The sequence below is a fragment of the Duncaniella sp. genome, from assembly GCF_029056165.1.
Taxonomy (GTDB): Bacteria; Bacteroidota; Bacteroidia; order Bacteroidales; family Muribaculaceae; genus Duncaniella.
Map to the genome: position 1 here is coordinate 42,275 of NZ_JAIDBW010000007.1, position 24,803 is coordinate 67,077.

Annotated in this window: 19 protein-coding genes; 12 read left to right on the top strand and 7 right to left on the bottom strand. The window is 47.4% G+C overall.

The features are described 5' to 3' along the window. Nucleotides 1-23: 23 nt before the first annotated feature. The 11 genes from K2G41_RS01070 to ruvC all read left to right on the top strand — a co-directional run bounded on the left by K2G41_RS01070 (nt 24) and on the right by ruvC (nt 13,626). Nucleotides 24-1,583 carry a DUF6377 domain-containing protein gene (locus K2G41_RS01070; RefSeq protein ID WP_300113182.1) on the top strand — a complete coding sequence of 520 codons (1,560 nt, stop codon included), beginning with the start codon at nt 24-26 and terminating at the stop codon, nt 1,581-1,583. A 545-nt stretch (nt 1,584-2,128) separates the two neighbouring features. After that, nucleotides 2,129-2,965 (top strand): dihydropteroate synthase, encoded by an 837-nt coding sequence (gene folP / locus K2G41_RS01075; RefSeq protein WP_300113184.1) that lies wholly within the window; start codon nt 2,129-2,131, stop codon nt 2,963-2,965. A 15-nt stretch (nt 2,966-2,980) separates the two neighbouring features. Continuing rightward, on the top strand, nt 2,981-3,757 hold the full coding sequence (gene cdaA, locus K2G41_RS01080; RefSeq protein WP_300113186.1) for a diadenylate cyclase CdaA: 777 nt from the start codon (nt 2,981-2,983) through the stop codon (nt 3,755-3,757). A gap of 193 nt (nt 3,758-3,950) precedes the next feature. Then, nucleotides 3,951-5,894, top strand: a complete 1,944-nt coding sequence (gene gyrB, locus K2G41_RS01085; protein ID WP_300113190.1) for a DNA topoisomerase (ATP-hydrolyzing) subunit B — start codon at nt 3,951-3,953, stop codon at nt 5,892-5,894. 67 nt (nt 5,895-5,961) lie between these two features. Continuing rightward, complete coding sequence (rnr, locus tag K2G41_RS01090; RefSeq protein WP_300113193.1) at nt 5,962-8,211, top strand: ribonuclease R; 2,250 nt, start codon at nt 5,962-5,964, stop codon at nt 8,209-8,211. A 139-nt stretch (nt 8,212-8,350) separates the two neighbouring features. Further along, nucleotides 8,351-9,313 (top strand): polyprenyl synthetase family protein, encoded by a 963-nt coding sequence (locus K2G41_RS01095; protein ID WP_300113196.1) that lies wholly within the window; start codon nt 8,351-8,353, stop codon nt 9,311-9,313. A gap of 27 nt (nt 9,314-9,340) precedes the next feature. Continuing rightward, nucleotides 9,341-10,117 (top strand): TatD family hydrolase, encoded by a 777-nt coding sequence (locus K2G41_RS01100; RefSeq protein WP_300113198.1) that lies wholly within the window; start codon nt 9,341-9,343, stop codon nt 10,115-10,117. Between the two features lie 145 nt (nt 10,118-10,262). Next, nucleotides 10,263-11,234: a C40 family peptidase gene (locus tag K2G41_RS01105; RefSeq protein ID WP_300113201.1), complete on the top strand. Its 972-nt coding sequence runs from the start codon at nt 10,263-10,265 to the stop codon at nt 11,232-11,234. 37 nt (nt 11,235-11,271) lie between these two features. After that, a complete protein-coding gene (locus K2G41_RS01110; RefSeq protein ID WP_300113204.1) occupies nt 11,272-12,714 on the top strand; it encodes a carbon starvation CstA family protein in 1,443 nt (480 codons plus the stop codon). A gap of 26 nt (nt 12,715-12,740) precedes the next feature. Continuing rightward, entirely contained in the window at nt 12,741-13,055 is a 315-nt protein-coding gene (locus tag K2G41_RS01115) for a DUF4286 family protein (protein WP_300113207.1), read from the top strand. A 16-nt stretch (nt 13,056-13,071) separates the two neighbouring features. Further along, nucleotides 13,072-13,626 carry a crossover junction endodeoxyribonuclease RuvC gene (gene ruvC / locus K2G41_RS01120; RefSeq protein WP_300113210.1) on the top strand — a complete coding sequence of 185 codons (555 nt, stop codon included), beginning with the start codon at nt 13,072-13,074 and terminating at the stop codon, nt 13,624-13,626. Nucleotides 13,627-13,840: 214 nt separating this feature from the next. Here ruvC and K2G41_RS01125 read toward each other — a convergent pair whose 3' ends face one another. The 7 genes from K2G41_RS01125 to K2G41_RS01155 form a co-directional block, all read right to left on the bottom strand. Next, entirely contained in the window at nt 13,841-14,428 is a 588-nt protein-coding gene (locus K2G41_RS01125) for a sugar O-acetyltransferase (protein WP_300113212.1), read from the bottom strand. A gap of 13 nt (nt 14,429-14,441) precedes the next feature. Further along, on the bottom strand, nt 14,442-15,188 hold the full coding sequence (locus K2G41_RS01130) for a glycosyltransferase family 2 protein (protein ID WP_300113215.1): 747 nt from the start codon (nt 15,186-15,188) through the stop codon (nt 14,442-14,444). 192 nt (nt 15,189-15,380) lie between these two features. Next, on the bottom strand, nt 15,381-15,596 hold the full coding sequence (locus K2G41_RS01135; RefSeq protein WP_300113217.1) for a winged helix-turn-helix domain-containing protein: 216 nt from the start codon (nt 15,594-15,596) through the stop codon (nt 15,381-15,383). Nucleotides 15,597-15,791: 195 nt separating this feature from the next. Further along, nucleotides 15,792-17,228 carry an alpha-amylase family glycosyl hydrolase gene (locus tag K2G41_RS01140; RefSeq protein ID WP_300113219.1) on the bottom strand — a complete coding sequence of 479 codons (1,437 nt, stop codon included), beginning with the start codon at nt 17,226-17,228 and terminating at the stop codon, nt 15,792-15,794. Between the two features lie 98 nt (nt 17,229-17,326). Continuing rightward, nucleotides 17,327-18,187 carry a phosphatidate cytidylyltransferase gene (locus K2G41_RS01145; RefSeq protein WP_300113222.1) on the bottom strand — a complete coding sequence of 287 codons (861 nt, stop codon included), beginning with the start codon at nt 18,185-18,187 and terminating at the stop codon, nt 17,327-17,329. 85 nt (nt 18,188-18,272) lie between these two features. After that, nucleotides 18,273-19,220, bottom strand: a complete 948-nt coding sequence (locus K2G41_RS01150) for a tRNA-dihydrouridine synthase family protein (RefSeq protein WP_300113225.1) — start codon at nt 19,218-19,220, stop codon at nt 18,273-18,275. Further along, the gene (locus K2G41_RS01155; RefSeq protein WP_300113227.1) at nt 19,217-19,795 is read right to left on the bottom strand and encodes a hypothetical protein; all 579 of its coding nucleotides are present in this window, start codon (nt 19,793-19,795) and stop codon (nt 19,217-19,219) included. Before K2G41_RS01155 ends, K2G41_RS01150 begins: the two co-directional genes overlap by 4 nt. 267 nt (nt 19,796-20,062) lie before the next feature. Between K2G41_RS01155 and K2G41_RS01160 the strand changes: the two genes are divergently transcribed. Beyond that, the gene (locus K2G41_RS01160) at nt 20,063-24,787 is read left to right on the top strand and encodes a translocation/assembly module TamB domain-containing protein (RefSeq protein ID WP_300113229.1); all 4,725 of its coding nucleotides are present in this window, start codon (nt 20,063-20,065) and stop codon (nt 24,785-24,787) included. The last annotated feature ends 16 nt before the right edge of the window (nt 24,788-24,803 follow it).

Genomic DNA, 24,803 nt, shown 5'->3' on the forward strand with positions numbered 1-24,803 from the left:
TTTTCATTTCATTTTTAGCCTGTTTGTTTCTCCTTTGCTCATCCGTTGCCGCTTATGCCGGTAATGAAATCGGGACAAAGGATGTCGATGCGATACTTAAACGTCTTGATACCGAACTTGAAAAACGAGGCACCTACCTTAACGCCCGTCACGCATTCATCGATTCCTTGAAGCGCGTGGTGGTTTCAGGTGATATTTCAACTGAAGATCGTCTGGAATCATTCTTGGAGCTCGGTGACAGCTATAATGCGCTCAATACAGACTCCGCATTGACATTTTACAACAAAGGGTATGAGCTGGCCACATCGATAGGGGAGGATTCCATACGGACGCGTTTTGAACTCAGGATAGCAACTTATCTGCCTCTGCTCGCTTTCATGCATGAAGCCTCACGCCGTTTTGAATCGATTGATCCGGGGACTCTACCGGCGGGCTTACGCGAGGAATATTATGATGCGGCACGTCAGATGTACTTCTACATTGCTTCATATTACATCAATCATCCTGAGGTATATGATAAGTACATCAAGCAGTCGCAGGCTTCGCAAGCCGTCCTGCTGACTCTGTTAGAGGAGGGCTCGCCTAAATTCATGTTGAATCAGGGTGAATATCTGCTTTCTCATCAGCAATATGCCAAGGCCAAGGCCATACTCTTCGCGCTTCTCGAACGCGTGTCGGAAGAAGACAACCTATATGCCAGAGCCTGCCACTTCCTCGCGGATATCTCAAAAGCGAACGGTGAGCATAATGCCTACGTCTATTATCTTGCGCTCTCAGCGATAGCTGATACGCGCGGAGCTACGCTTGAAAATTCATCCCTGCAGGAGCTCGGCCGTATAATGTACTTGAACGGTGACGTTCATCATGCCTACGATTATCTCTCCACTGCCTTGTCCGAGGCCGTGGAATGTGATGCTCCTCTGCGTGTGTTGCAGTCATCAAGTATTTTCCCCATTATCGAGAGTGCTTATAAATCAGAACTTAAAAAGTCTGACCGTCGTACTTTTATTGTCATTCTTATAATGGCGATGTTGCTGGTCGGACTTGCCGTCACGCTCTATATCCTTAACCGGAAGAAGCAGCTGATGGATCGCATGGCCTTGAAACTTGAGGAGGCCAATAACACTAAGGATGTCTATATTTCGCAGTTTCTGAATCTCTGTTCGATCTATATGGACAAGCTCAACCAGTTCAATAAGATGGTGAACCGCAAAATTACTACAGGTAAGGTTGACGATCTGCTGAAACTCACAAAGCAGGGCCGCTTCATAGAGGAGCAATCCAAGGAATTCTATGATGTGTTTGACGACGCCTTCCTCCATATCTATCCTCAGTTCGTATCTGAGGTCAACAAGCTTCTGCGCCCTGACGAGCAGATTGTGCTCCGCGAAGGTGAAAAACTCAACACAGATCTTCGCATAGTTGCTTTCATGCGCCTTGGGATCGAGGAGAGCACGCGGATAGCACAGATGCTAAATTATTCGGTCTATACTATCTATACTTATCGCAATAAACTGAAGAACCGGGCCATCAACAGGGATACCTTTGAAGATATGATCATGAACATTAAATCGGTTTCATGATAGGTCGGTTTTGTTAACAATAGGTGATCTATAACCCACATGAATGCCTGATATTTCCTAAACATATTTGTATTTTTGCTAAATTTTGCATGGTATATATTATTGATTTGTATAGTGTTATATGTGATGCAACATTTATATACCCTCAATTCGGCTTCATGGATATTGCATGAGCTGTGATTTCGATATAATTTTGCAATGCAGAGAGGAAAAAGGCAGTGTTTTCAGGCTGCCCGGAACTCGAAGTAATCACTACGAATCAGACAGAATTGCATATTTTTAGTTTTAGGGTTAGTATAGATTGTTAGTATCTTAGCGTAATTCATTAGTTATATGAGAAGAATTGCATAATAGTAAATGTGTTTTTATGTTAGGTTTGTAGAGTCTTATTGCTAAGACAACGATACGACTTCTCCGTGAGGAGAGGTCGTATTGTCGTTTTAGCCAATCAGAATTTGACCGGGGTAAATAAGTTTGGATATGACGTGGATTTTTGCTAATTTCGCGCTGTCTAACCGAAGCTGTTTTAATATCCAGTCAAGACCATGTTTCAGCCCTTCAGCTTAAATATAGGAGGTGAGCTCCGCGAGTATTCCCGCCCTCAGGTGATGGGAATTATCAATGTCACGCCTGATTCTTTTTTCAAGATTTCACGCACGATGGATGAAGATGCATTGGCATCGAGGATAGAAAGATTTATAGCTGACGGCGCAGACTTCATAGACATGGGGGCTTATTCGTCACGTCCCGGAGCGGCCGACGTAGATCCTGCGGAAGAAATAGCTCGTCTCCGTGTAGGGATGAAAGTGCTGAGATCTATTGATCCGCAAATCCCGGTCTCGATAGATACTTTCCGTTCGGAAGTCGCGAGGGTCGCAATAGAAGAACTTGGAGCGAATATTGTCAATGATATTTCCGGCGGTTCGCTTGATCAAGATATGTTCAGAACTGTCGCACGGCTTAAAGTCCCGTATATATTGATGCACATGCGCGGCACTCCGGCTACTATGCAGTCCCTGACGGATTATTCCGATGTTACTGCTGATGTCATTGCTGATCTTTCGGTGAAATTGCGTGAGCTTCATCTGCTTGGAGTTGCTGATGTGGTTGTCGATCCCGGATTTGGTTTCAGTAAAACAACGGAGCAGAATTTCGAGATGATGCGCAACTTGCAGCAGTTCGAAGCACTTGGCTGTCCATTGTTGGTCGGCATCTCGCGCAAATCAATGATAACCCGCACTCTTGATATTGACCCGGCGGATGCTCTTGCCGGTACGGTGGCGTTGGACGCATTTGCTCTTACACAAGGGGCGGCTTTCCTTCGTGTCCACGATGTTCTTGAAGCTGTCCAGACGGTAAAACTGTTTATGAAAACATTTTAAAAATCATCTTTCCTCATGGATCATTTCGGGATAAAAGACGCTCTTGATATTGCGATTGTCGGACTTCTGCTTTATTACCTTTACAAGATAATGAAGGAGAGCGGCACGTTGAATATCTTCTTCGGCGTGCTTGCATTTATCGTTGTGTGGGTGCTTACGTCGCAGATTCTTGAACTGAAATTGCTCGGATCAATCCTCGATCAGTTCATGGGAATTGGTCTTCTCGTCCTCGTAATTCTTTTTCAGGAGCAGATCAAACGGTTTCTCGTTGAACTTGGCGACCATAAGCGATGGCGGTTTTTAAGGAATCTGTTTATTCATGACAAGCGTGACCGCGCATCGGATACGCGCAAATATGTACTACCCATTGTCTATGCCTGTCTTAACATGTCCAAGACAAAGACCGGCGCGCTGATCGTGATTCGTCAGGAGATGCCGCTTGAATCATACGAGAAGAGCGGCGATATCATTGATGCCGATATCAATTCCCGGCTTATCGAGAATATATTTTTCAAAAATTCTCCGCTTCATGACGGTGCAATGATCATAGACCATGACCGCATAAGGAGCGCAGGATGCATCCTGCCGGTGAGTCATGACCGTAATGTTCCCCGTGCGCTCGGATTACGCCACCGCTCGGCTCTCGGTATCTCGCAGGCGACGGATGCTTTTGCAATTGTGGTGTCGGAGGAGACGGGCAACATTTCTGTCGCTCATCGCGGGACCCTGACCACCCGTCTGAGCTCCACGGAGCTTGAGCATCGCCTCTCGTTGGCCATGGCTAACGATTGATAGTCCCCTACGTGGAGACTTTTCTGGTCAAGACAGTGGATTTATTGGCTTTTTCCATTTGCCGGAGTGCGAAAAAATTTGTAATTTTGTTTGCTCAAAAGAGCTGTCGGACGCCCGCTATCCCCGATGTCAGGGATTAGGAGCGATGACATGAAAACATATAACTATTTCGAGAAAATCATTTTATCAGACTATGTCACAAGACAAAGAACGCGAAGAGGCGTATAGCGCAAGTAATATTCAGGTGCTTGAAGGACTTGAAGCCGTAAGAAAACGTCCGGCCATGTATATCGGCGACATCAGCTTCAAGGGACTCCATCATCTTGTTTATGAGGTTGTCGATAACTCTATTGATGAAGCTCTTGCAGGCTATGCCACGCATATTGAAGTGACCATCAATAAGGACAATTCCATCACTGTGGTCGATAATGGCCGCGGTATCCCTGTCGATATGCACGAAAAGGAACACAAGAGCGCACTTGAGGTGGTGCTTACGGTGCTCCATGCAGGTGGTAAGTTCGACAAGGGTTCCTACAAAGTGTCAGGCGGTCTCCACGGCGTCGGTGTGTCATGTGTAAACGCGCTTTCAACCTATCTTCGTGCCGAGGTGCGTCGTGAAGGCAAGATATTCATGCAGGAATACTCATGCGGTAAACCCACCACGGAGCTTCAGGTGATAGGTGAGAGCGACACTACCGGTACGACGATCACCTTCCTCCCGGACGACTCAATCTTCACTGTGACAGAGTACGATTATGACACACTTGCCAACCGTCTCCGTGACCTTGCATTCCTTAATGCCGGCATCACACTCATCCTTACGGATCTTCGTAAGCTCGATGCCGAGGGTAATCCCAAGACTGAAACTTTCTATTCACGCGACGGTCTGCGCGAATTTGTCCAGTATCTCGACTCGAACAAGGAATCACTTATCAACGATGTGATCCATCTCAACACCGAGCGTCAGGGTATTCCCGTGGAAGTGGCGTTGACTTACAACAACACTTACAATGAGAATGTCTATTCCTACGTCAACAACATCCACACCATCGAGGGTGGTACACACCTGACCGGTTTCCGTCGCGGACTCACCACCACGCTCAAGAAATATGCCGAGGACAACAAGCTCCTTGAAAAGTGCAAGGTCGAGGTTTCGGGCGATGACTTCCGCGAGGGTCTTACAGCGGTCATATCCGTAAAGGTGCTCGAACCGCAGTTCGAGGGTCAGACCAAGACTAAACTCGGTAACGGCGAGGTTCAGGGTGCTGTGTCGGCTGCTGTCAGCGAAGCTCTCCGCTACTATCTTGAGGAGCATCCCCGACAGGCCCGTACAATTGTCGATAAGATCGTCCTTGCTGCTCAGGCCCGCCATGCGGCCATGAATGCCCGCCAGAAAATCCAGCGCAAATCACCTCTTGCAGGTGGCGGACTGCCCGGCAAACTGGCCGACTGCTCTTCGCGTCATGCTGAGGACTGTGAGCTCTTCCTCGTCGAGGGTGACTCTGCAGGCGGTACGGCAAAGCAGGGTCGTGACCGCACATTTCAGGCAATCCTTCCTCTCCGTGGTAAAATTCTAAACGTGGAGAAGGCTATGGATCACAAGATCCTCGATAATCAGGAAATCACGAGTCTCTACCGTGCGATGCGTGTGACCATCGGTACGGAGGAAGATCCCATGGCGATCAACCTTTCGCGCCTTGCCTACCACAAGATCATCATCATGACAGATGCCGATGTGGATGGTAGCCATATCGCCACGCTTCTCATGACATTCTTCTTCCGCCGCATGCGTCCAATAATCGAGCAGGGCTATCTCTATCTCGCAACTCCGCCGCTCTATAAGTGCTCTATCCGCGGAAAGAAAGAAGAATATTGCTGGACTGACGCACAAGTGCAGCAGTTTATTGCCATAAATGGAGAGAAAACCAAAGTGCAGCGTTACAAAGGTCTCGGTGAGATGAGTGCGGAAGAGCTCCGTGACACTACCATGGATCCCGAACAGCGTCTCCTTAAACAGGTTACGATCAGTGATGCTGTTGAAGCCGACCGTATTTTCTCGATGCTTATGGGCGAGGATGTGGCTCCCAGACGCGACTTTATCGAGGCAAATGCCAACTACGCGAATATTGACGCATAAACGATTTATGCGTTACAAGCGTTTATTCATAAAATAATCATCAATTCATACACACCTCGTTTATACTATGGCTCAATCAAAGAAAGCAACTGCCGGTTCACGAAGTGCCGCCATCCTCGAGAAGAAGGTGGAGGAATTTGTCGCGCAGCAAAAAAACAACACATATAACTATAAGCAGGTGGCCCATGCTATCGGGGCCACCACTGCAACCCAGCAGCGGAACATCGCGCTTCAACTTGTCGAAATGGCCTTCAACGGACAGATCATAGAAGTAGCTCCCGGTAAGTACAAATCACCCCAGCGTGGCAATGAGGCCACCGGAGTGTTTGTCCGCCGCAGCAACGGTAAGAATTCTGTGATCACCGATGCCGACGGCGAGGCCATCATGGTTGCCGAACGCAATTCAATGCGTGCGCTTAACGGCGATAAGGTACGTGTCAACATTGCTGCTCACCGTCGTGGTGCCGAGCCGGAGGCCGAGGTGATAGAGATAATTGAAAAGAAGGATCAGACGTTCATCGGAACGCTCAAGGTCGATCGACATTTCGCATACCTTCTTACGGATTCCAAATATCTTTCGACCGACATATTCATTCCCAAAGCCAAACTCAAAGGTGGAAAGACCGGTGATAAGGCAGTGGTAAGGATTGTCGAGTGGAAAGAAGACAGCAAGAATCCGAGTGGTGAAGTGGTCGATATTCTCGGACGTGCCGGTGAGAACAATGCTGAGATACATGCTATTCTCGCAGAGTTCGGTCTGCCATATAAATATCCTGCCGCAGTAGAGAAAGCTGCCGACAAGATTGACGCCGGTATAACGGAGGAAGTGATTGCGCAACGTATAGACATGCGTGATGTCCTCACATTTACCATTGACCCTGCGGATGCCAAGGACTTTGACGATGCCTTGTCATTCCGCGTTCTCCCCAGCGGTAATTATGAGGTCGGCGTGCATATTGCCGATGTGACGCACTATGTGCAGCCTGACACTATCATCGATCGTGAGGCTCAGAAGCGAGCCACATCCGTCTATCTTGTCGATCGCGTTGTCCCGATGCTCCCGGAGCATCTGTGTAACGGCATCTGTTCTCTTCGTCCCAATGAGGAAAAGTTGGCGTTTTCAGTCATTTTCCACATGGATAGTGAGGCGAAAGTGCTCAGCTCTAAGATCGCGCGTACCGTCATAAAGTCTGACCGTCGTTTTGCATACGAGGAGGCTCAGGAAGTAATCGAGACCGGTCTCGGTGACTGTGTGGAAGCTATTCAGACCCTCAACGGTCTCGCAAAGATCCTCCGTCGTCAGCGTTACGAGAACGGTTCGGTTGAGTTTGACCGCCCGGAAGTAAAATTTCATATTAATGAAGAAGGCAAACCTTTAGGCGTGTTCTTCAAAGTGATGAAGGATGCCAATAAGCTCATCGAGGAATTCATGCTGCTCGCCAACCGTACGGTTGCAACCTTTGTCGGCAAGCCAAAGGACAAGAAGAAACCAAAGGCATTTGTCTATCGTGTCCATGATGTGCCCGATCCCACACGTCTTGCCGATCTTGCCTCCATCGCACGCGCATTCGGCTACAAGATAAAGGCATCAGGTACGCCACGTGAGATAAACCGTTCGATCAACCGTATGCTTGACGAGGTGAAGGGCAGGGGTGAGGAGAATTACCTTGCAACCCTCGCTATACGTTCGATGGCAAAGGCCGTATATACGACTGACAACATCGGTCACTACGGACTTGGCTTTGAATACTACACTCACTTCACGTCGCCTATCCGCCGTTATCCGGACATGATGGTTCACCGTCTGCTCGAACGCTATCTTGCAGGTGGACGCAGTGTGAATGTCCAGAAGCTTGAGGATCAGTGTAAGCATTCGAGTGAGATGGAGATTCTTGCTTCCACCGCTGAACGCTCGTCGATCAAATATAAGCAGGTCGAGTACATGCAGGAACACATCGGCGAGACTTACTCAGGTATCATTTCCGGCGTTACCGAGTGGGGACTGTATGTCGAGCTTAACGACAATCTTTGTGAAGGTCTTGTCCCTATGCGTGATCTTGCGGACGATTTCTATGATTTCGATGAAAAGAACCACTGTCTCGTAGGTCGTCGTCACAATCATCGTTATCGTCTTGGTGATAATGTTGACATCAAGGTCGCACGTGCTGACCTTGAAAAGAAACAGCTTGACTTCTTCCTTCTTGATGACAAGGGACAACCACTGCGTAAAAGCGGCGAAGACGAGTTAGGCAAAAAGGTTACTGTCGCCGAAGCCCTTTCCAATAACCACGGAAAGAAAAAGCGTCGTCGCAGGTAATAACCGATCATAACAGGCTTCTGACCGTTATAGAACCTGACAGAGACTATATTAACAAATAAGAATTGCAGCGACCTGCGTCTAATCCGCCGGCCGCTGCAAACACAAATACACAACTTTAACCATAACAGACAACACCATGAAGGAATTTGATGAGTATATCGCAATGGTCAATCAGGCGATAGCCAATCTGAAACTTCCCGCACAGCCCGCCGGGCTCTATGATCCGATACGTTACACGCTCGATTGCGGCGGTAAGCGTCTGCGTCCCGTCCTGACACTTGCAGCATGTCAGGCGATGGGCAAAGAACCTATGACCGCGATCCATCAGGCGATTGCAATAGAGATGTTCCATAATTTCACGCTTCTCCATGATGATGTCATGGATAATGCTGATGTCCGCCGCGGACGGCCTACTGTCCATAAGCGTTGGAACATGGAGACAGCAATACTCTCAGGTGACGCGATGCTCACCACTTCAACCATGCTTCTCGCTATAAAAGCCGGCGAACGCCTTGGTTCGGCTCTTGAGCTTTTCAACGGTACTGCGATGAACATATATGAAGGTCAGCAGTACGATATGGATTTTGAGAAACGTCTTGATGTAACCGTTGAGGAGTACATGGAGATGATCCGTCTCAAGACCTCCGTGCTTCTCGGATGTGCATGCGGAATGGGTGCGCTCATGGCGGATGCAGAGTTCGACGCTCAGCTCCAGTTTTTCAACTACGGTGTGAATCTCGGTCTCGCATTCCAGCTTCAGGATGATTTCTTGGATACCTACGGAAATCCCGAAACGTTCGGAAAGGCTATCGGTGGCGACATTCTCAACGATAAAAAGACTTGGTTGCTGATCATGGCACTGAAGGAGGACGAGACAGGTACAGTCAGATCACTTATCGGAAACAACGAAAATCCGGAAGAGAAAATCCGCCGTGTACGTGAGGTCTATGACCGGCTTGGACTTCCCGACAGAATCCATGAGCTTATCCGTGCATATATCGATACTGCCATCAGTTGTCTCGATCAACTCCCGATCATGCCGGACGCACGTGCATTCTTCATTGAGCTTGCCCTGAAATCGGCTACGAGAAATAAGTAATCACGTAGAATCTCCCTAATCAGAATAATGCTGACTGACACTCATACGCATCTCTATCTTGACGACTTTGCGCCCGAAAAGATCGAGACAGTTAAACGCGCCCTCAATGCCGGTGTGAGCAGAATGATCTTCCCGAATGTGGATCTCACCACGATCGTCCCGATGAAGGAGTTGCACGCTGCTTTTCCTTCACAGATATTCATGGCTATGGGGCTACATCCGACTGAGATCCGCGAGACTTGGCAGGAGGATCTTACTAAGATCCGGAAAGAACTTGACAGCTGTCCTGACGATTATATAGCGGTAGGGGAGATCGGTATTGATCTCTACTGGGACAAGACTTACCGTGAAGAGCAGATCGAAGCGTTCTCCCGACAGGTCGATTGGGCTATCGAGAAAGATTTACCCGTGATAATCCACTGCCGCGAAGGACTGCCTGAAGTACTTGATGTGCTTAGCTCCAAAGAAGTCAAGCCAAAAGCCGTGTTTCATAGCTTCGGTGGATCTGTCGATGACGTCAGGGCCATACGTGAAGTCGGTGATTTCTATTTCGGGATAAACGGTATCGTCACTTTTAAAAATTCCCGTCTTCATGAGGTTTTACCTGAAATCGGCATTGACAGAATAGTCCTTGAAACTGACGCTCCATATCTCGCTCCGGTCCCTCATAGGGGGAAACGTAATGAGAGTGCCTACATTGCAAACACAGCAGCTCGTATTGCTGACATATTCGGGATGCCAACTGAGAAAGTGGAGGAGATAACGACTGCTAACGCCCTTGCTTTGTTTGGCAGGATTAAATAAGGACAGTTTTAGTTGGTACTTACTGACGAAATACGTGTTTTAACAGTTAATTTGTGATATTTTATCATTTTAGAGGCCGGTAATCCGGCCTATTTTTTGTAATTTTGTTATTCTAAACTATAGATTGAGAAATCCGAAATTGCAAATGGCTATCAGATCTACCATAAGGACTTTAATAACATTGTTTTCGTTGTCATTCCTTCCTGAGCTTTCGGCTCAGGATTCGGCATGGGTGCAAGTGCGTATCCCGGTTGCTTGTATCCGTGACGGTAAAGGACATTCGACTGAAATGACTTCACAAGCTATCATGGGGACACCCCTGCGCCTGTTGGATTCGGATGGCGAATGGCTTCATATTCAGAGTCCCGAAGGTTACGAAGGATATATGAATGTGTCAAGTGTCGCTAATAAGACCGATGAAGAGATGCAGTCATGGAGGAATGCCGAAAGACTTGTCTCTATCTCCAAGCCGGAAGTAAAAGTCTATGCTTCGATGGAAGGCCGTGGCCCGCGTGATATAGTCACCGAACTTGTGCTTTCATCAATCGTGGAAGGACAGGCTTTAAACGATTCAATAGTAGAAATCCGACTGCCTGACGGCCGTATTGGTTATGCAGATGCAAACTCATTTGTAAAAGCAGAAGAATGGGCGACGACTCCTTTTGACATGGACAAAGCCATCGACAGCGCATACTGGTTGCTTGGGACACCCTATCTTTGGGGTGCATGTTCCACTAAAGGTGTCGATTGTTCCGGACTTGTCCGGGTTATCTATTTTGATCAAGGAGTGCTCACACTGCGTGATGCACGCCAGCAGATCGAGATAGGAACACGAATAGAGTCTTCCGAACTCAGTGATCTGGAGAGGGGCGATCTTTTGTTTTTCTCCAACACTCCTGACGGACGAATCTCACATGTTGCCGTCTATGACGAAGATGGACGTTATATCCACTCATCAGGTTTGGTCAAGACCAATTATATGCGCGAGAACGATCCGGATTATTCCAAACGGTTTTATCGCGGTGCATCGCGCATCGCAGGCAATGAGGGGACTCCCGGAATAGTTAAAATGATAAATCATCCGTGGTACTTCAACAAGGTTGACCAATCACAATAATTGAAATATTCATACCTGAAAATATAAAAGAAACAATATGGTAACTTTTCTTATCTGTCTGGCATTACTTGTCACAGCATACTTTACTTATGGCCGTTATCTCGAACGTCTGGCCGACGTCAATCCCGATCGTAAGACACCTGTGGAACGCATGGAGGATGGCGTGGATTACATCCGTCTGCCCCGTTGGCGCGTTTTCCTTATACAGCTGCTCAACATCGCCGGTACAGGTCCGATCTTCGGTGCTATCCTCGGTGCATGTTTCGGCCCTATAGCTTTCCTTTGGATTACGCTTGGCGGTATTTTCTTCGGGGCGATGCACGATTTTCTTTCCGGAATGATGATCATGCGTCATGACGGCCGCAGCCTCCCGGAAATTATCGGTATCTATCTCGGAATACCTGCACGCACGGTTGTCAGGGTATTTTCCATTGTGCTAATGGTTCTCGTTGGTGCAGTGTTCATTCTCAGTCCGGCTGCGCTGCTTTCCAATATGGTTCCGGTCATCAGCAAAGATATATGGGTGTGGATCATTCTCGCATATTATATCCTTGCCACTATGCTTCCTGTCGATAAGGTCATTGGCAAGGTCTATCCCGTGTTTGGTGTCGCTCTCGTGGCGATGGCCGCCGGTCTTCTGGGTGTGCTTCTGACCGGTCAATATCCCATACCCGAACTTACGAATCTTCATAACTATCAGCTTGATCCGGAGGCCTTGCCCATCGTGCCTACGCTCTTTATCACGATTGCTTGCGGTGCTATTTCCGGTTTCCATGCCACGCAGTCACCACTCATGGCACGCTGTATCACAAGTGAGAAAAAATGCCGTTCGGTGTTCTATGGTTCGATGATTTCAGAGAGTATCATCGCGCTTATCTGGGCTGCCATAGCGATGGCCTTCTTCCACGGGCCGACAGAGCTTGGTGAGCAACTTGCAGCCAACGGTGGAAATGCCGCGTGGGCTGTGGATGTGATCTCGAATACCACACTCGGTAAGGTTGGAGCTGTGCTCGCACTCTTGGGCGTTGTCGTCGCTCCCATCACTTCAGGTGATACTGCATTCCGTGGTGCGCGTCTTATCGTGGCCGATATCTTCAATATCGATCAGCGTCCCATCCTCAAGCGTTTTGCGGTCTGCATTCCGCTCTTTGTTGTGGGATATGCTATTACACTGATCAATTTCGACATCGTGTGGCGTTATTTCGCATGGGCGAATCAGACACTTGCCGCTGTGGTTCTCTGGACAATCTATGTATGGCTCGCACGCCGTAATTCAAACTATTGGGTCGCTCTTGTTCCGGCAGTTGCAATGACATTCGTGGTTACATGTTTTGTTTTTGTCTCACCACAATTCTTCGGTATTGAAAATCGTGTTCTTGCATTTATCCTTGCCGGAATCACGACGATCGGCTTCGGCTTCCTCGCCAATACCCGTGTAAACCCTAAGGTCATAATCCCGGAGGAGGGTGGTCTGGCCTGATCATTAATTTATTCCAACGATAATCCATGCTTATACTGAATACAAGTTTTCACGTGCACCTGAATTTTGATTCCGAATTTAAGGAATGGGTGCGCAGGACCTATATACCGTCAGCCGTTAAATCAGGGCTGCTCACATCTCCGCGCTTTGCAGCCTTGCTTATCGAGGTGCAGGAGGAATGTGTGAGCTATGCGGTAAGTTTCGAAGCAGAGACAGCAGAAAATGCTGTCGAATGGCACGACAACGAAGGAGCTGAACTTCGCGCTGAGCTTCACAAGCGTTTTGGTGAAGGAGTGGTGTTCTTTACGACCTATATGGAGGAACTCCCTCTTGACTGCTGACCGGAAGGGATACTGTATGCACGACAAGATTATAATCGGAATCGACCCGGGCACTAACGTGATGGGCTACGGTATCCTTGGCATCAAGGGAAAGAAACCGGAGCTGATAGCCCTCGGCGTTGTCAAATTGAATAAATTTGACAGCCACTATCTGCGTCTGTTGCGTATCCATGAGCGGGTGCTCGGACTGGTCGAACAGTTCCTGCCGGACGAAATGGCCATTGAAGCTCCATTCTTTGGCAAAAACGTTCAGTCAATGCTGAAGCTCGGACGTGCACAGGGTGTGGCGATGGCCGCAGCCTTGTCGCGCGACGTACCTATCACGGAATATGAACCACGAAAAATAAAGATGGCGATTACCGGCAACGGTGCTGCAAGCAAGGAACAAGTCCGCGAAATGCTCAGACGAATCCTGAACATCTCGGCCGATAAACTTGACATAGAACTTGATGCGACAGATGCTCTTGCCGCTGCATTATGCCATCATTACGAGTCATCGCGCCCCATCCCGTCCGGAGGGCCAAAATCATGGAAAGACTTTGTGGCGAAGAATCCTGATCGTGTGAAGTAGAATCGGTCAGCACCATGCTGACCGGAATATCAGCCGACGTCGGATGGATAAGGTTGTGGTAATGGATTGAGAGTCTTAGAGTCATTGAGCTGTGGGATGTGGAGAGGTAAGAATGAGATTTACACTGCAAATTTACATCCTGAAGTCAATGAAAAAGGTGCGATAATGAAAATTGACAATAAAATTAACTGATTGAAGGACTTGGACTCCCGTATCATGTATGCGATTCCGTCTGATGTCCTTCAATCTTTTTTATCATCCTTGCGGGATTTCCGGCCACGACTGTCGATGCTTCGACATCCTTTGTCACAACACTGGCTGCACCTATGACAGCACCCTCACCAACAGTTACTCCCGGCAGGATCGTCACATCGGCCGCGATCCATACATTGTCACCGATAATGATGGGGAGCGCACGCATTATTCCCTCGTTCCGTTTTTCCCAGTCAAGGGCATGGATAATGGTACAGAGGGTTGTATTCGGACCGATAAACACATTATTACCGATTCTGACCTCGGCTTCATCAAGAATGGTAAGGTTGAAGTTACCGACGAAGTGCTCTCCAATGTGAATGTTGCATCCGAAATCACAATGGAATGGACTGTGGAGTACAAAATTCTCCCCGATATTTCCCAAGAGATTCCTGATGATTTCACGTCGGTCATTGCTGCGTGATGGCGGGAGTGAATTTAAGGTGAAACAAAGCTCCTCACATTCCGTAAGCCTAACAGAAAGCTCATCGCTAAAACCGTTCATCCATTCACCAGAAGCAAGCAGCTTCATGTCATTCGATATATCCATATTGGATTGACAATCACTTATTGTTTTTATTACGACGCATATTGCGGAAATAGAATCCGACATGACGATAGAGAGTGGGGAAGAATCCGAAATAGAAGCTCATGATCTTGAATCGTTCCCACAATGAACTCCAACGGTTTGAAGTGGTGATTCCCTCCGAAAGATAGTCGATCAGTATTCGGTCAATATAACAATTACGGTGAGAGCGTTGGAGGCAGCGGATACACCACTCGAAATCAGCTGAAAACTTATAGCGTGTGTCGTAATTGTCAACGAGTTTCCTTAGCACGATGAATGCCTGATGGCAGACCACCATTCCTTCCTTGAAACTGTCAAGCGTAAGAATGGCCGGGGCAGTCAGATGACGGTCTCCGATGCGTTTGCGGTCAGCATTGACTATCTGGGTCTGACCATAGACAATTCCGGGATAATCATTCTCCATAATAGCATCGGCAATGAGCTGGAGCACATTGGGACTGTGGAAACTGTCACCCGCATTCAGGAAAATTACATAGTCACCCTTAGCCAGTCCCAATCCCTTGTTCATGGCATCATAGAGACCACGGTCAGGTTCACAGACCACAGTCAGATTATCGATACCTGAAGCATTGGCAAGGTCGGCTGTCCCGTCTTTAGAATCTCCGTCAATGACAAGATATTCATATAATTTACAAGTCTGTTCGCCGACACTGCGCAACGTGGCCGGCAGTGTTGAGGCGGCGTTGTAGGTAACGGTAATTATTGAGAACAGTGGATTCATGTATATTATATTCGAGCTATTGTACGTGTTAGAATAATTTGTGTCTGATTGGCTTTGACCAAAAAATCTCCCGCCGGGACATTGGATCGGCAGGAGTGATGCGGGAGAGGATCTGAGGAGAGTGTATGTGGGTTATAATCAAGAGTAACTCTTTTTTATCTGACATCCGCCTCATGAACCTTGCGGGTACTTTTATTCCTGTACGAGAGAGACGATCAGCTCCTTGCTATCCTCACTCTCTTCAAACTTGATTTTTCCTTCACGGGCGAGCCATCCGAGAGCAGCGAAAAGTTCCTTATCATTCTTGAGTTTGGCAATCTTTTTAAGCTGCTTTGTTCCGACTGCTTCCGCCTCGTTGAGGGCGGCCCAAACGCGACCTGCGTTAAGACCGATAATGTCAGTGTTCATTTGTTTTGTGAATTAATGTATCAAAAAAGTAGATTTTATTGATTGAATGCCTGATATCTTAGCGTTATGGCGCAAATATACTATTTTTTTATAAATTTATTACTATTTTGCTAACAATTTTATATGTCTAAAAGTTCACAAGGCACCAATGGGTTTACCATCAGTGCCTTGTGCTCTTGTTTTATGTGTGTTTTTTTATTTTCCGTAGAGAATATATGATGTATAGGGAGCAAGTTGTCCGCTCAGCTGTCCGTCAGTCACAGTGAATGTGTTTCCATTTACAACATCGGTGAACTCACCGTCAGGGAGGGAGGTAGCGAGATTCTCGACGGTCTGATTTTCACCGGTGATATTGATAATGGCTGCTCCGGCAGTTCCGCGAGACACCTCTATAACAGCTCCATTGTCCGTAGCAGAGATGGTTTCAGGCTGTCCTTTCATGTCGCGTCGGAATTTATTTACAGCAACAACTTCCGGATGTTTGAATTCATCATTACCGCGTGCGCCGACACGGTTATTTCCCCAGTAATTCTCACGGGTGCTTCCGGCAGGGCGGCTGAAGAAGAGGGGAGTACCGTTCTGGCGTGCGGTGAGGAACACCCATCCCATTCTGATCTGTTCGTCCGTGAGGCCGGCTGACTCATGTTCGTTGGCATAGGTATCATGTGATTCCACCCATGTCACGAGGTGTTTTCCATCCACGGGATGATGCCAGTTTAGCAGAGAATCCGCCTTGAAATCCGAATTGCCGAGCACGTTGCGGAGTGCGTGTCCATAGGCACTTGCCGTTAGATCCATGTATTCGGCATATTCGGTTTCCTTTACATTTCTGTCCTGAAGGACTTCACCGTATATGAAAAGTGAATCGGCCGGAACAGCGAGTCGAAGCCCCTTGACTTCTTCACGGCCTGTAGCCACATCCCAGAAGTTGTTTCTCGTTGCAAGACTGTCAAGCGGATCGGAAGGGAGACCGATGTGTTTTGCTGTATCGTAGCGGAAACCCTTGACACCGAGGCTCAGAAGATCGTTGACATACGTCATGTAGTAGTGCTGGAAATCGGGATTCTCTGTGTTGACGTCCGGAAGTCCGCCCATCTCGCCTGTGGTGCATTCATAACGGTCATTATAGTCTCTGATCGGTGTGAAACCGTTGGCATGAAATAGCTTGTCGTGACCCCCGACAGCTTCGTCAAGAGATGGAAGGACAGCCGTGTGATCCACAGCAGTATGATTGGGGAGCACATCTACAATCACCTTTACATTATACTTAGCCGCACTGTCCATCATAGATTTGAACTGATCGCGTGACCCGAGTAGATAGTTTCCTATTTTCCAATCGGTTGGCTGATAGTAATAATACCATTTTCCTTTTACGGTATCACCCGGCTGCGAAAATAGAGCCATGCCTCCATCCTCGCCTACAAAACATGTGTTGGCAGGTGAGGTCTGCACGTATGCATAGCCGGCTTCGGCTATGTCTTTCATATTTGCTGCTATGGTGTCGAATGACCACGACCAAGCGTGAAGGATCACATCATCATTTGTGTCTGCAGTTGATTGCAGGGCCTTGTCAGTCGAACAGGCTACAAACAATCCGGCTCCTGCAAATGCGAAGCAAAGAAGTTTATTCATGTCTGTTTAAAAGCTTAAAAATGTAAGTATGATAGAAAACTAAATTTATACCCTATAGATCGGAAGAGAGGACTATTGCCCGGCCAAATATATCCTTATTATTGGAAATAAAGACGGAGGGCGGTAAGATAGAGAAGAGAGGCAGGAACGACAAGCAGTAGCGAATCAATACGGTCAAGAATGCCACCATGACCGGGGAGGAGTTTTCCGGAATCCTTCACGCCAAGCGTACGTTTGATCAGAGATTCCACAAGATCACCCCATGTGGCGAAACCCGCAACAACAGCACCGAGGCCGCAGAGTCCGACAAGCGAGATATTGTTGAAGTAATCGGGAAATCCGTATTTGAATACAAATGCCGAGGCGATGGCGAAAAATACACCTCCGAAGAATCCTTCCCACGATTTGTTAGGCGATATTCTCGGAAACAATTTGTGCTTGCCGAGAAGCGAGCCGACACAGAACGCGCCGGTATCGTTGAGCCAGATCATGATGAACATGGCAAGGAGAAGATGAGTGCCGTTGGGAAGGGTATAGAACATGGACATGAGGCCCAGCGGAAGTGCTATGTACATCTGTCCCATATAGGAATAAGCGAGGTTGGTGAGGGGAGAGGCTTCCTGATTGTAGAGTTGCATCACGAGGCGGACAATCAGATACAGGAGATAGATTGTGAAGAATGTACCGCCGAGCACGGCCTTGGTGAAGGGTGTCAGCACTCCGGTATTTACAATTCCGAGACCTATGCACATAATCAACCCTCCTGCGACATCTATGATCAGTGTGGTCATATTTTCACCACCGGTGGAGGCATTGGTGAGATTGTAAAATTCTTCAAGCGCGAGGATGGCTATCAGACCGAAGAATACGATGTAGGACCAACCGCCTGTAAGGACGACAGCACAGATGAGACCGACGTAGATTATGCCTGTTATGCTTCTTAATATGAGGTTTTTCATTGCTAAGTGTTACTTTTGTGCAAAAGTAGTCAAAATTTAGTAATTAACCATTTGTTTAGACTATTTATTTAAACGGTTGTCTTTCTCACCTTAGATTTCTTACGGCTTCATCATATTTTGAGAGAGTGGATGCTTTCATGATTTTCTTCACTGTCCTGCGGTCAAATTCTTCTCCGAAATATTCCCACAAGGGTTTGATTTTAGATAGGATCTGTGTATCGCCTCCGGTCAGAGTGCTGCGGTAATTATCTGCAATCCTTGAGTGAAGTGTCAGAATTTTTGCGATACGTTCGGAGCGGGACCACTCGCGGTTTTCAATCCATTCTGCTATTATTGATGGTCTTTTCAGCAGACCGCGGCCTATCATCACCCCGCTTAATTCAGGATAACGCTCACGAAGCTGTCCGATTTGATCCGGATTCTCGATATCACCATTAAAGACCACGGGATGCTCAAATGTATGGAGCATTTCCTCAAACTGATCGTAATGTAACTCCCCACCGTATTGCTGGGAAGCAGTGCGCGGATGGATAGTGACATGACTCAAAGGCGTAGAATTAATATCTGCAATGAGGGCACGCCATTCGTCGGGAGCAGAGATCCCGACACGCATCTTGATGGAAAACCGGATCTCAGGCATTGACCGTATGATCCCGCAAATATCTTTGAATACTGCAGGATTTCCAATTATACCGGCACCACGACCTTTGCGAACTTGGGGGACGAAGGGGCAACCCATGTTCAGATCAATCTCCCGATAACCGTTTCCATACAGCTCCTCCGTCAGCTTTGAAAATTCGGTCGTGTCCTTGAAAATTATCTGAGGGATGAGATGATGATTGGTATTGAGTGTGGAACAGGCTTCGCGCATGTCACGTGAGCGGATCTCACCTCTTTCAATTCTGATGAAGGGTGTGAAGTATGTTACAGACTCTATTGCCGGATAGAGTTGGGCATGAAAATGTCGGAATGCCGCTTCAGTAAATCCCTGAAGCGGTGCGCACATAAGTCTGAAGTCTTTGTCGATAGTCATTGCTTTGGCTTTGATGAAAATCGGGTTTTAATGACAGGAATATCCAGAAACCCGTTACTTACTTCCAGTGATATAGTGTCTCCCTGATGGATACGGTCATATCTTCCTTTGAGGACCTGATGAGATTTGAGTCTGCCGTCAGAAAAACGGATTTCAATGAAATAAACATAATATGGAGTACCACGCCCCACCACACGACGCCCGATTCTCTTAGTCCGGTAACGCGTCTCACGGTAGCGGCGTTCGACGGTCACATTCTCCGTATGCCCAGCGTCATCGTCTGAAAAGAAATAGTTCACACTGAAAAATGCAAAGATAAGCACCGAGAAGCCAACGATAGCCTGTATGCAGAAATTTATGGGAAAGAAATCTGTACAGGTAAATCGTTTCCACCGGTGACCGTAGATCAAGGCTGATATGACGGCGAGAATCGCGCAGCCCGTCACCGGTTTCCACCAGTCGATCAGAGTGTCTGAATAGAGTACGCAACTTCCTCCGACAAACAGGACTACACCTATGCCGAGTCCCATCCAACAAACTATTCGCAATAGGTCGCTTGATTTAGATTTAGCCATTTATATCAATGTGAACTGATTCTGATGCAAAGGTAATGAAAAATTATATAGTTGCCATAATCCACCCGTCGGACTACTCATCCTCATTGATCAGTCTATTATACTCGGTGTGCGTGTTACATCTTCTATGAATATTTAACTTTTTATAGCTATTTTAGAACAATTGTCGTACATTTGCAGTTAGTAAATATGTATGGCCGGAGGGAATTGTATCTCGGCTTACCTTTCATCACAATTGAAATATTAACCTTTAAAAATTGATGTGCCTTGAGCCGTAACATAGCTAAAAAGTTGCTGAGGATTTTCCTTTGGGCTATTCTTGGCCTCGTCTTGTTATTGATTGCAATACCGGTGCTCCTCTACGTTCCTTTCGTGCAGGATTTTGCTGTAAGGATTGCAACCGAACAGGTGAGCAAATCCACCGGCATGAAAATCGAAGTCGGCAGAATGCGACTTGGTTTCCCCCTCAAACTGAAAGTAGATGACGCCACTGTCATTCAGGCTAACGGAGATACCATGTTGACATCGGCGCATCTTGCAGTTGATGTCAAGTTGAGTCCTCTCTTCAAAGGCAATATCGAGATCGGTGGTGCTGAACTTGACAGTGTCTTTTATCAGCTCGGCAATAATGATTCCATAATGTGGCTCAGAGCCAATATATCCCGCGCTGATATCAATGCTACTGATATCATCCTTAAAGATGGTAATATTGACCTTACCACTGTCAATATCGATGGTGTAAGGGTAAAACTGCGTATGCTTGAGGATTCGACAGCCACTCCTGTTGACACTGCACAAGGTACACCTTGGAATGTGAAAGCTGACCGGATAACCATTACTGATCTCACTTACGATATGTCAATGCAGCCGATGATCGACAGCCTTGGTTGTAGCGTTGACCGGATGGAGTTACGCAACGGGCATTTCGATATGGCTACCAAACGCATCTATGGTCAGAGTCTGCATGTCGATAGTGTTTCAGCTGCATATATCTATCCACTTGTTACGGAGACTGTGCCCGTAGCTGCTGATACGGTTGTCACACCCGAATCCGAAATGTGGACGATAACCGCCGATACCTTACGCCTGACTGCCCGTGAAGGTCTTTATGCGCAGAAGGATGTGAAACCGCTTCCCGGCTTTGATCCGTCATACATAGCTGTTAGCAATGTCAGCATTGAGGTTGATTCATTCTATAATAAAGGAACCTCAATCCGCGTTCCCCTGAAGGAACTTTCCGGTTTAGAGCGAAGCGGTTTGCAGCTTCACGCCGACGGCCTGTTTGAGATGGACAGTAACGCAATGTCCGCAAAAGATTTTTCGATCGAGACACTCCGATCTTCCTTGCTGGTCAATGCATCGATGGGTATGGGCGACCTTATGTCTGATCCAAATCTTCCGCTTATGCTCAAGGCTTCCGGTCTTATTGACCCCGCAGAGATTGCAATTGCTTTCCCTGACATGAAAAGCATGTTGAAACCCTTGACTCCGATTTCCGTATCGGCCGACATCGAGGGAACACCAAAACTCTTGAATGTCTATACTTTTGATGTGAGGATGCCCGGTTTGGCACATGTCGCACTTGAAGGTGAGGTCAGCGATGCTTTCGATCCTGACAAGATCGGTGGACAGCTTAGCCTTGACGGAAATCTCTCAACTATTACAGACAAGCAATTTGCCTTCCTGCCGATCAAAAAAGTTCCGGCTCTCGCTGTCAACGGCACTGTAGATTATTATCCCGGTAAGGTGGCAGGTGACCTCGTTCTTACAACCGGGGGAGGTCGTCTTGCCGGTGCAGGCCGATGGGTGGCAAAAGCCGAATCATACAATGCGACACTCAATTTAAGGAATTTCCCGGTGGATGCATTTGTGCCTGAGTATGGAGTAGAACGTCTGACTGCATCTCTGACCGTTGATGGCCGTGGTTACAATCCGCTCAGCAAGAATACCACAATTGATGCTAATGTCAAGCTTGACAGTATCAGATACAATAAGGAGACTTACCGCGATATTGTGCTCAACACGACGCTTCATGACGGTAACGCAAAGGGGGCTCTCGACAGTTATAATCACGACGCTGATGCTTCGGCACGTTTTGATGCAAGTATTGACGGTGACAGCGTGCGCTGGGATCTGACTACTAACGTAAGAAATATCAACCTGCAGGCTCTCGGCCTGTCTCCGACAGTCAACCGCGGAAGTCTTGATCTCTCGACTTCCGGCTACTATAATGTCGTATCGTCAGACATAGATGCGAAAGCCGATGTCAGCAATCTGACATGGAATCTTCCCGAACTTGACATAGTGTCTCCCCAGCCTGTTAACCTCACACTCGTTTCGGCTGATTCTGTGCTTGACGGATCGCTCATCAACGGCGATATGAATGTAAAACTCCATTCACAGCAGACACTCTTCCCATTCATTAACGGACTTACGTCGGGAATGAAGGAGGCTGTAACCCAGATGGACAGTATGCGTATCGATGTGGATAGACTGCATCAGGCATTGCCGCCATTCGATATGCTGTTTGAAATGGGACAGAATAACCTTGCAGCCAAGTTCCTTAGCGAGTCCTCCGCCATTGACATGAAAAAGGTTATCGGTGGTGTCCATAATGACTCTCTCCTGTGGCTCAACACGCAGATCTATAGATTTGCCACCGGCACTACGCGTATTGACACCATTACATTCAATGCCATACAGCACGGACTCTATCTTGTCTATAAGGCCGATATCAATAATAGGCCCGGAACGTTTGACGATTTTGCTCATGTCGCTCTCAATGGTTTCGTGGGCACGAACCGGTTCTCCGCCTACATGAAACAGCAGAATATAAAAGGAGAGAACGGATTTAATCTCGGCCTTACCGCACTGCTGGTCGATAGCGTAGTGACAGTAAAGATTGTTCCTACCAAACCCACCATTGCCTACAAACCGTGGACAATCAACAAGGATAATTTCATAAGTTATAATCTTGGTACTCGTCATCTCGAAGCATCCCTTGCCTTGCATGGCGATAACAGTTTCATCAAAATATTCACGGAGCATCCTGCCGGTGTGGATTCAGTCGGTATGACAAACGACAGTATCCTGAAATATGACGACCTGATCGTTCAGATCTCCGACGTGCATCTACAGGATTGGCTTGCGATCAACCCGTTCGCACCTCCGATCAAGGGTGATCTCAACGCTGATATGCGTATCAGCTATGATGCAGGTGTACTGACCGGAAAGGGAAGTGTCGGATTAAAGGATCTCTTCTATGGACGCGATCGCGTCGGTGATTTTGATCTGGCTGTTGATGTGGCCAATAATCCCGGCGGTAAGCTGATGGCCGACGTAAGCCTTATGGTAGATTCCATAAAGACCATAACCGCTCATGGTGTGCTCAATGACAGCACTGCAGGAAATCCCTTCCTTCTTGATTTCCGAATGATCAAATTCCCGCTGCGTGTGGTCAATCCATTCATACCGCAGGGAATGGCCAAACTGTCAGGTATGCTCAACGGTGAAATGGAAATTACAGGCAATATGGCTCACCCCGTTTTCAATGGGTTCATTGACTTTGACACAACCGAAGTCAAAGTAACGATGCTTGGCACTCCTTTCCGCTTCTCGGATGAGAAGATCCCTGTTGACAGCGGTATCGTATCATTTAATGATTTCGCGGTCACGGGCTGCAATGAGAATCCTCTATATGTGAACGGAACAGTCAATGCCCGCAATCTTGCGAATCTCGGTCTTGACCTTACGCTCAAGGCAAATAATATACAGATCGTCAACAGCAACCGCGCGAAGAATGGTTCGGAGGTTTATGGTAAGGCATTCCTTGATATTGATGCAAGTGCTAAAGGTGACATGACGCGCCTTGATGTCAATGCCGACCTCAGTGTGCTTACAGGTACAAATGTCACCTATGTCGTGACTGAAAGTGTGCAGAACCTCAGCTCACAGACTGATGAGGATATGGTCCATTTCGTTCAGTTCAACGACACATCGGTTGTTGTGAAGGCTGATTCGCTCGTCACACCTTCAATGTCGCTCGATCTTGAGGCACACCTGCATCTGATGGAGGGGGCGATATTCAATGTCGATCTTTCCGCCAACGGTTCAAATAAAGCTCAGATCATGCCGCAGGGCAATGTGACATTCTCCATGTCGGAACTCAACGGCGAACGTATGACAGGACGTATAAATATCAACAGCGGTTTCGTACGCTATACGCCTCCCTTCATGTCCGAAAAGAACTTCGCATTTCAGGAAGGGTCATACATTTCATTTAACGGTGACATGATGAATCCTACATTGAACATTCATGCCATTGATGTGATCAAAGCCAATGTCACTCAGGAGGGACAGAACTCACGACTCGTAAACTTCGATGTCAGTCTTGCCATAACCAACACGCTCGCCAATATGAACGTAGCGTTTGATCTCTCGACTGACGACGATATAACGGTCCAGAACGAACTCTCATCAATGTCTGCGGAGCAGCGAGCCAATCAGGCTATGAATATGCTCCTTTATAATGTGTATTCCGGAGCAGGCACAAAGGGCAATGCAAATCTGTCGGGCAATCAGCTCTACTCGTTCCTTACATCCAGACTCAACTCATGGGCTGCGAATAATATCCGAGGCGTGGATATCTCGTTCGGTATCGATCAGTATGACCAGACATACGGTGGTAATACCTCTACGACGACATCTTACAGCTATCGTGTAAGCAAATCATTCTTCAATGATCGCTTCAAGATCATTGTCGGAGGTAATTACACAGACTCGGATGCCGATGAAAACTTCTCACAGAATCTTATCAACGATATCTCGTTTGAATATCTGCTCAACAAATCAGGCTCAATGTATGTCAGGATCTTCCGCCACACGGGCTATGAAAGTATCCTTGAAGGTGAGATCACGCAGACAGGTGTCGGTTTTGTGCTGAAGAGAAAAATCAATTCGCTTTGGGAACTTTTCGGTATCCGCAGGGACTGACAGAAGTGACCATCCG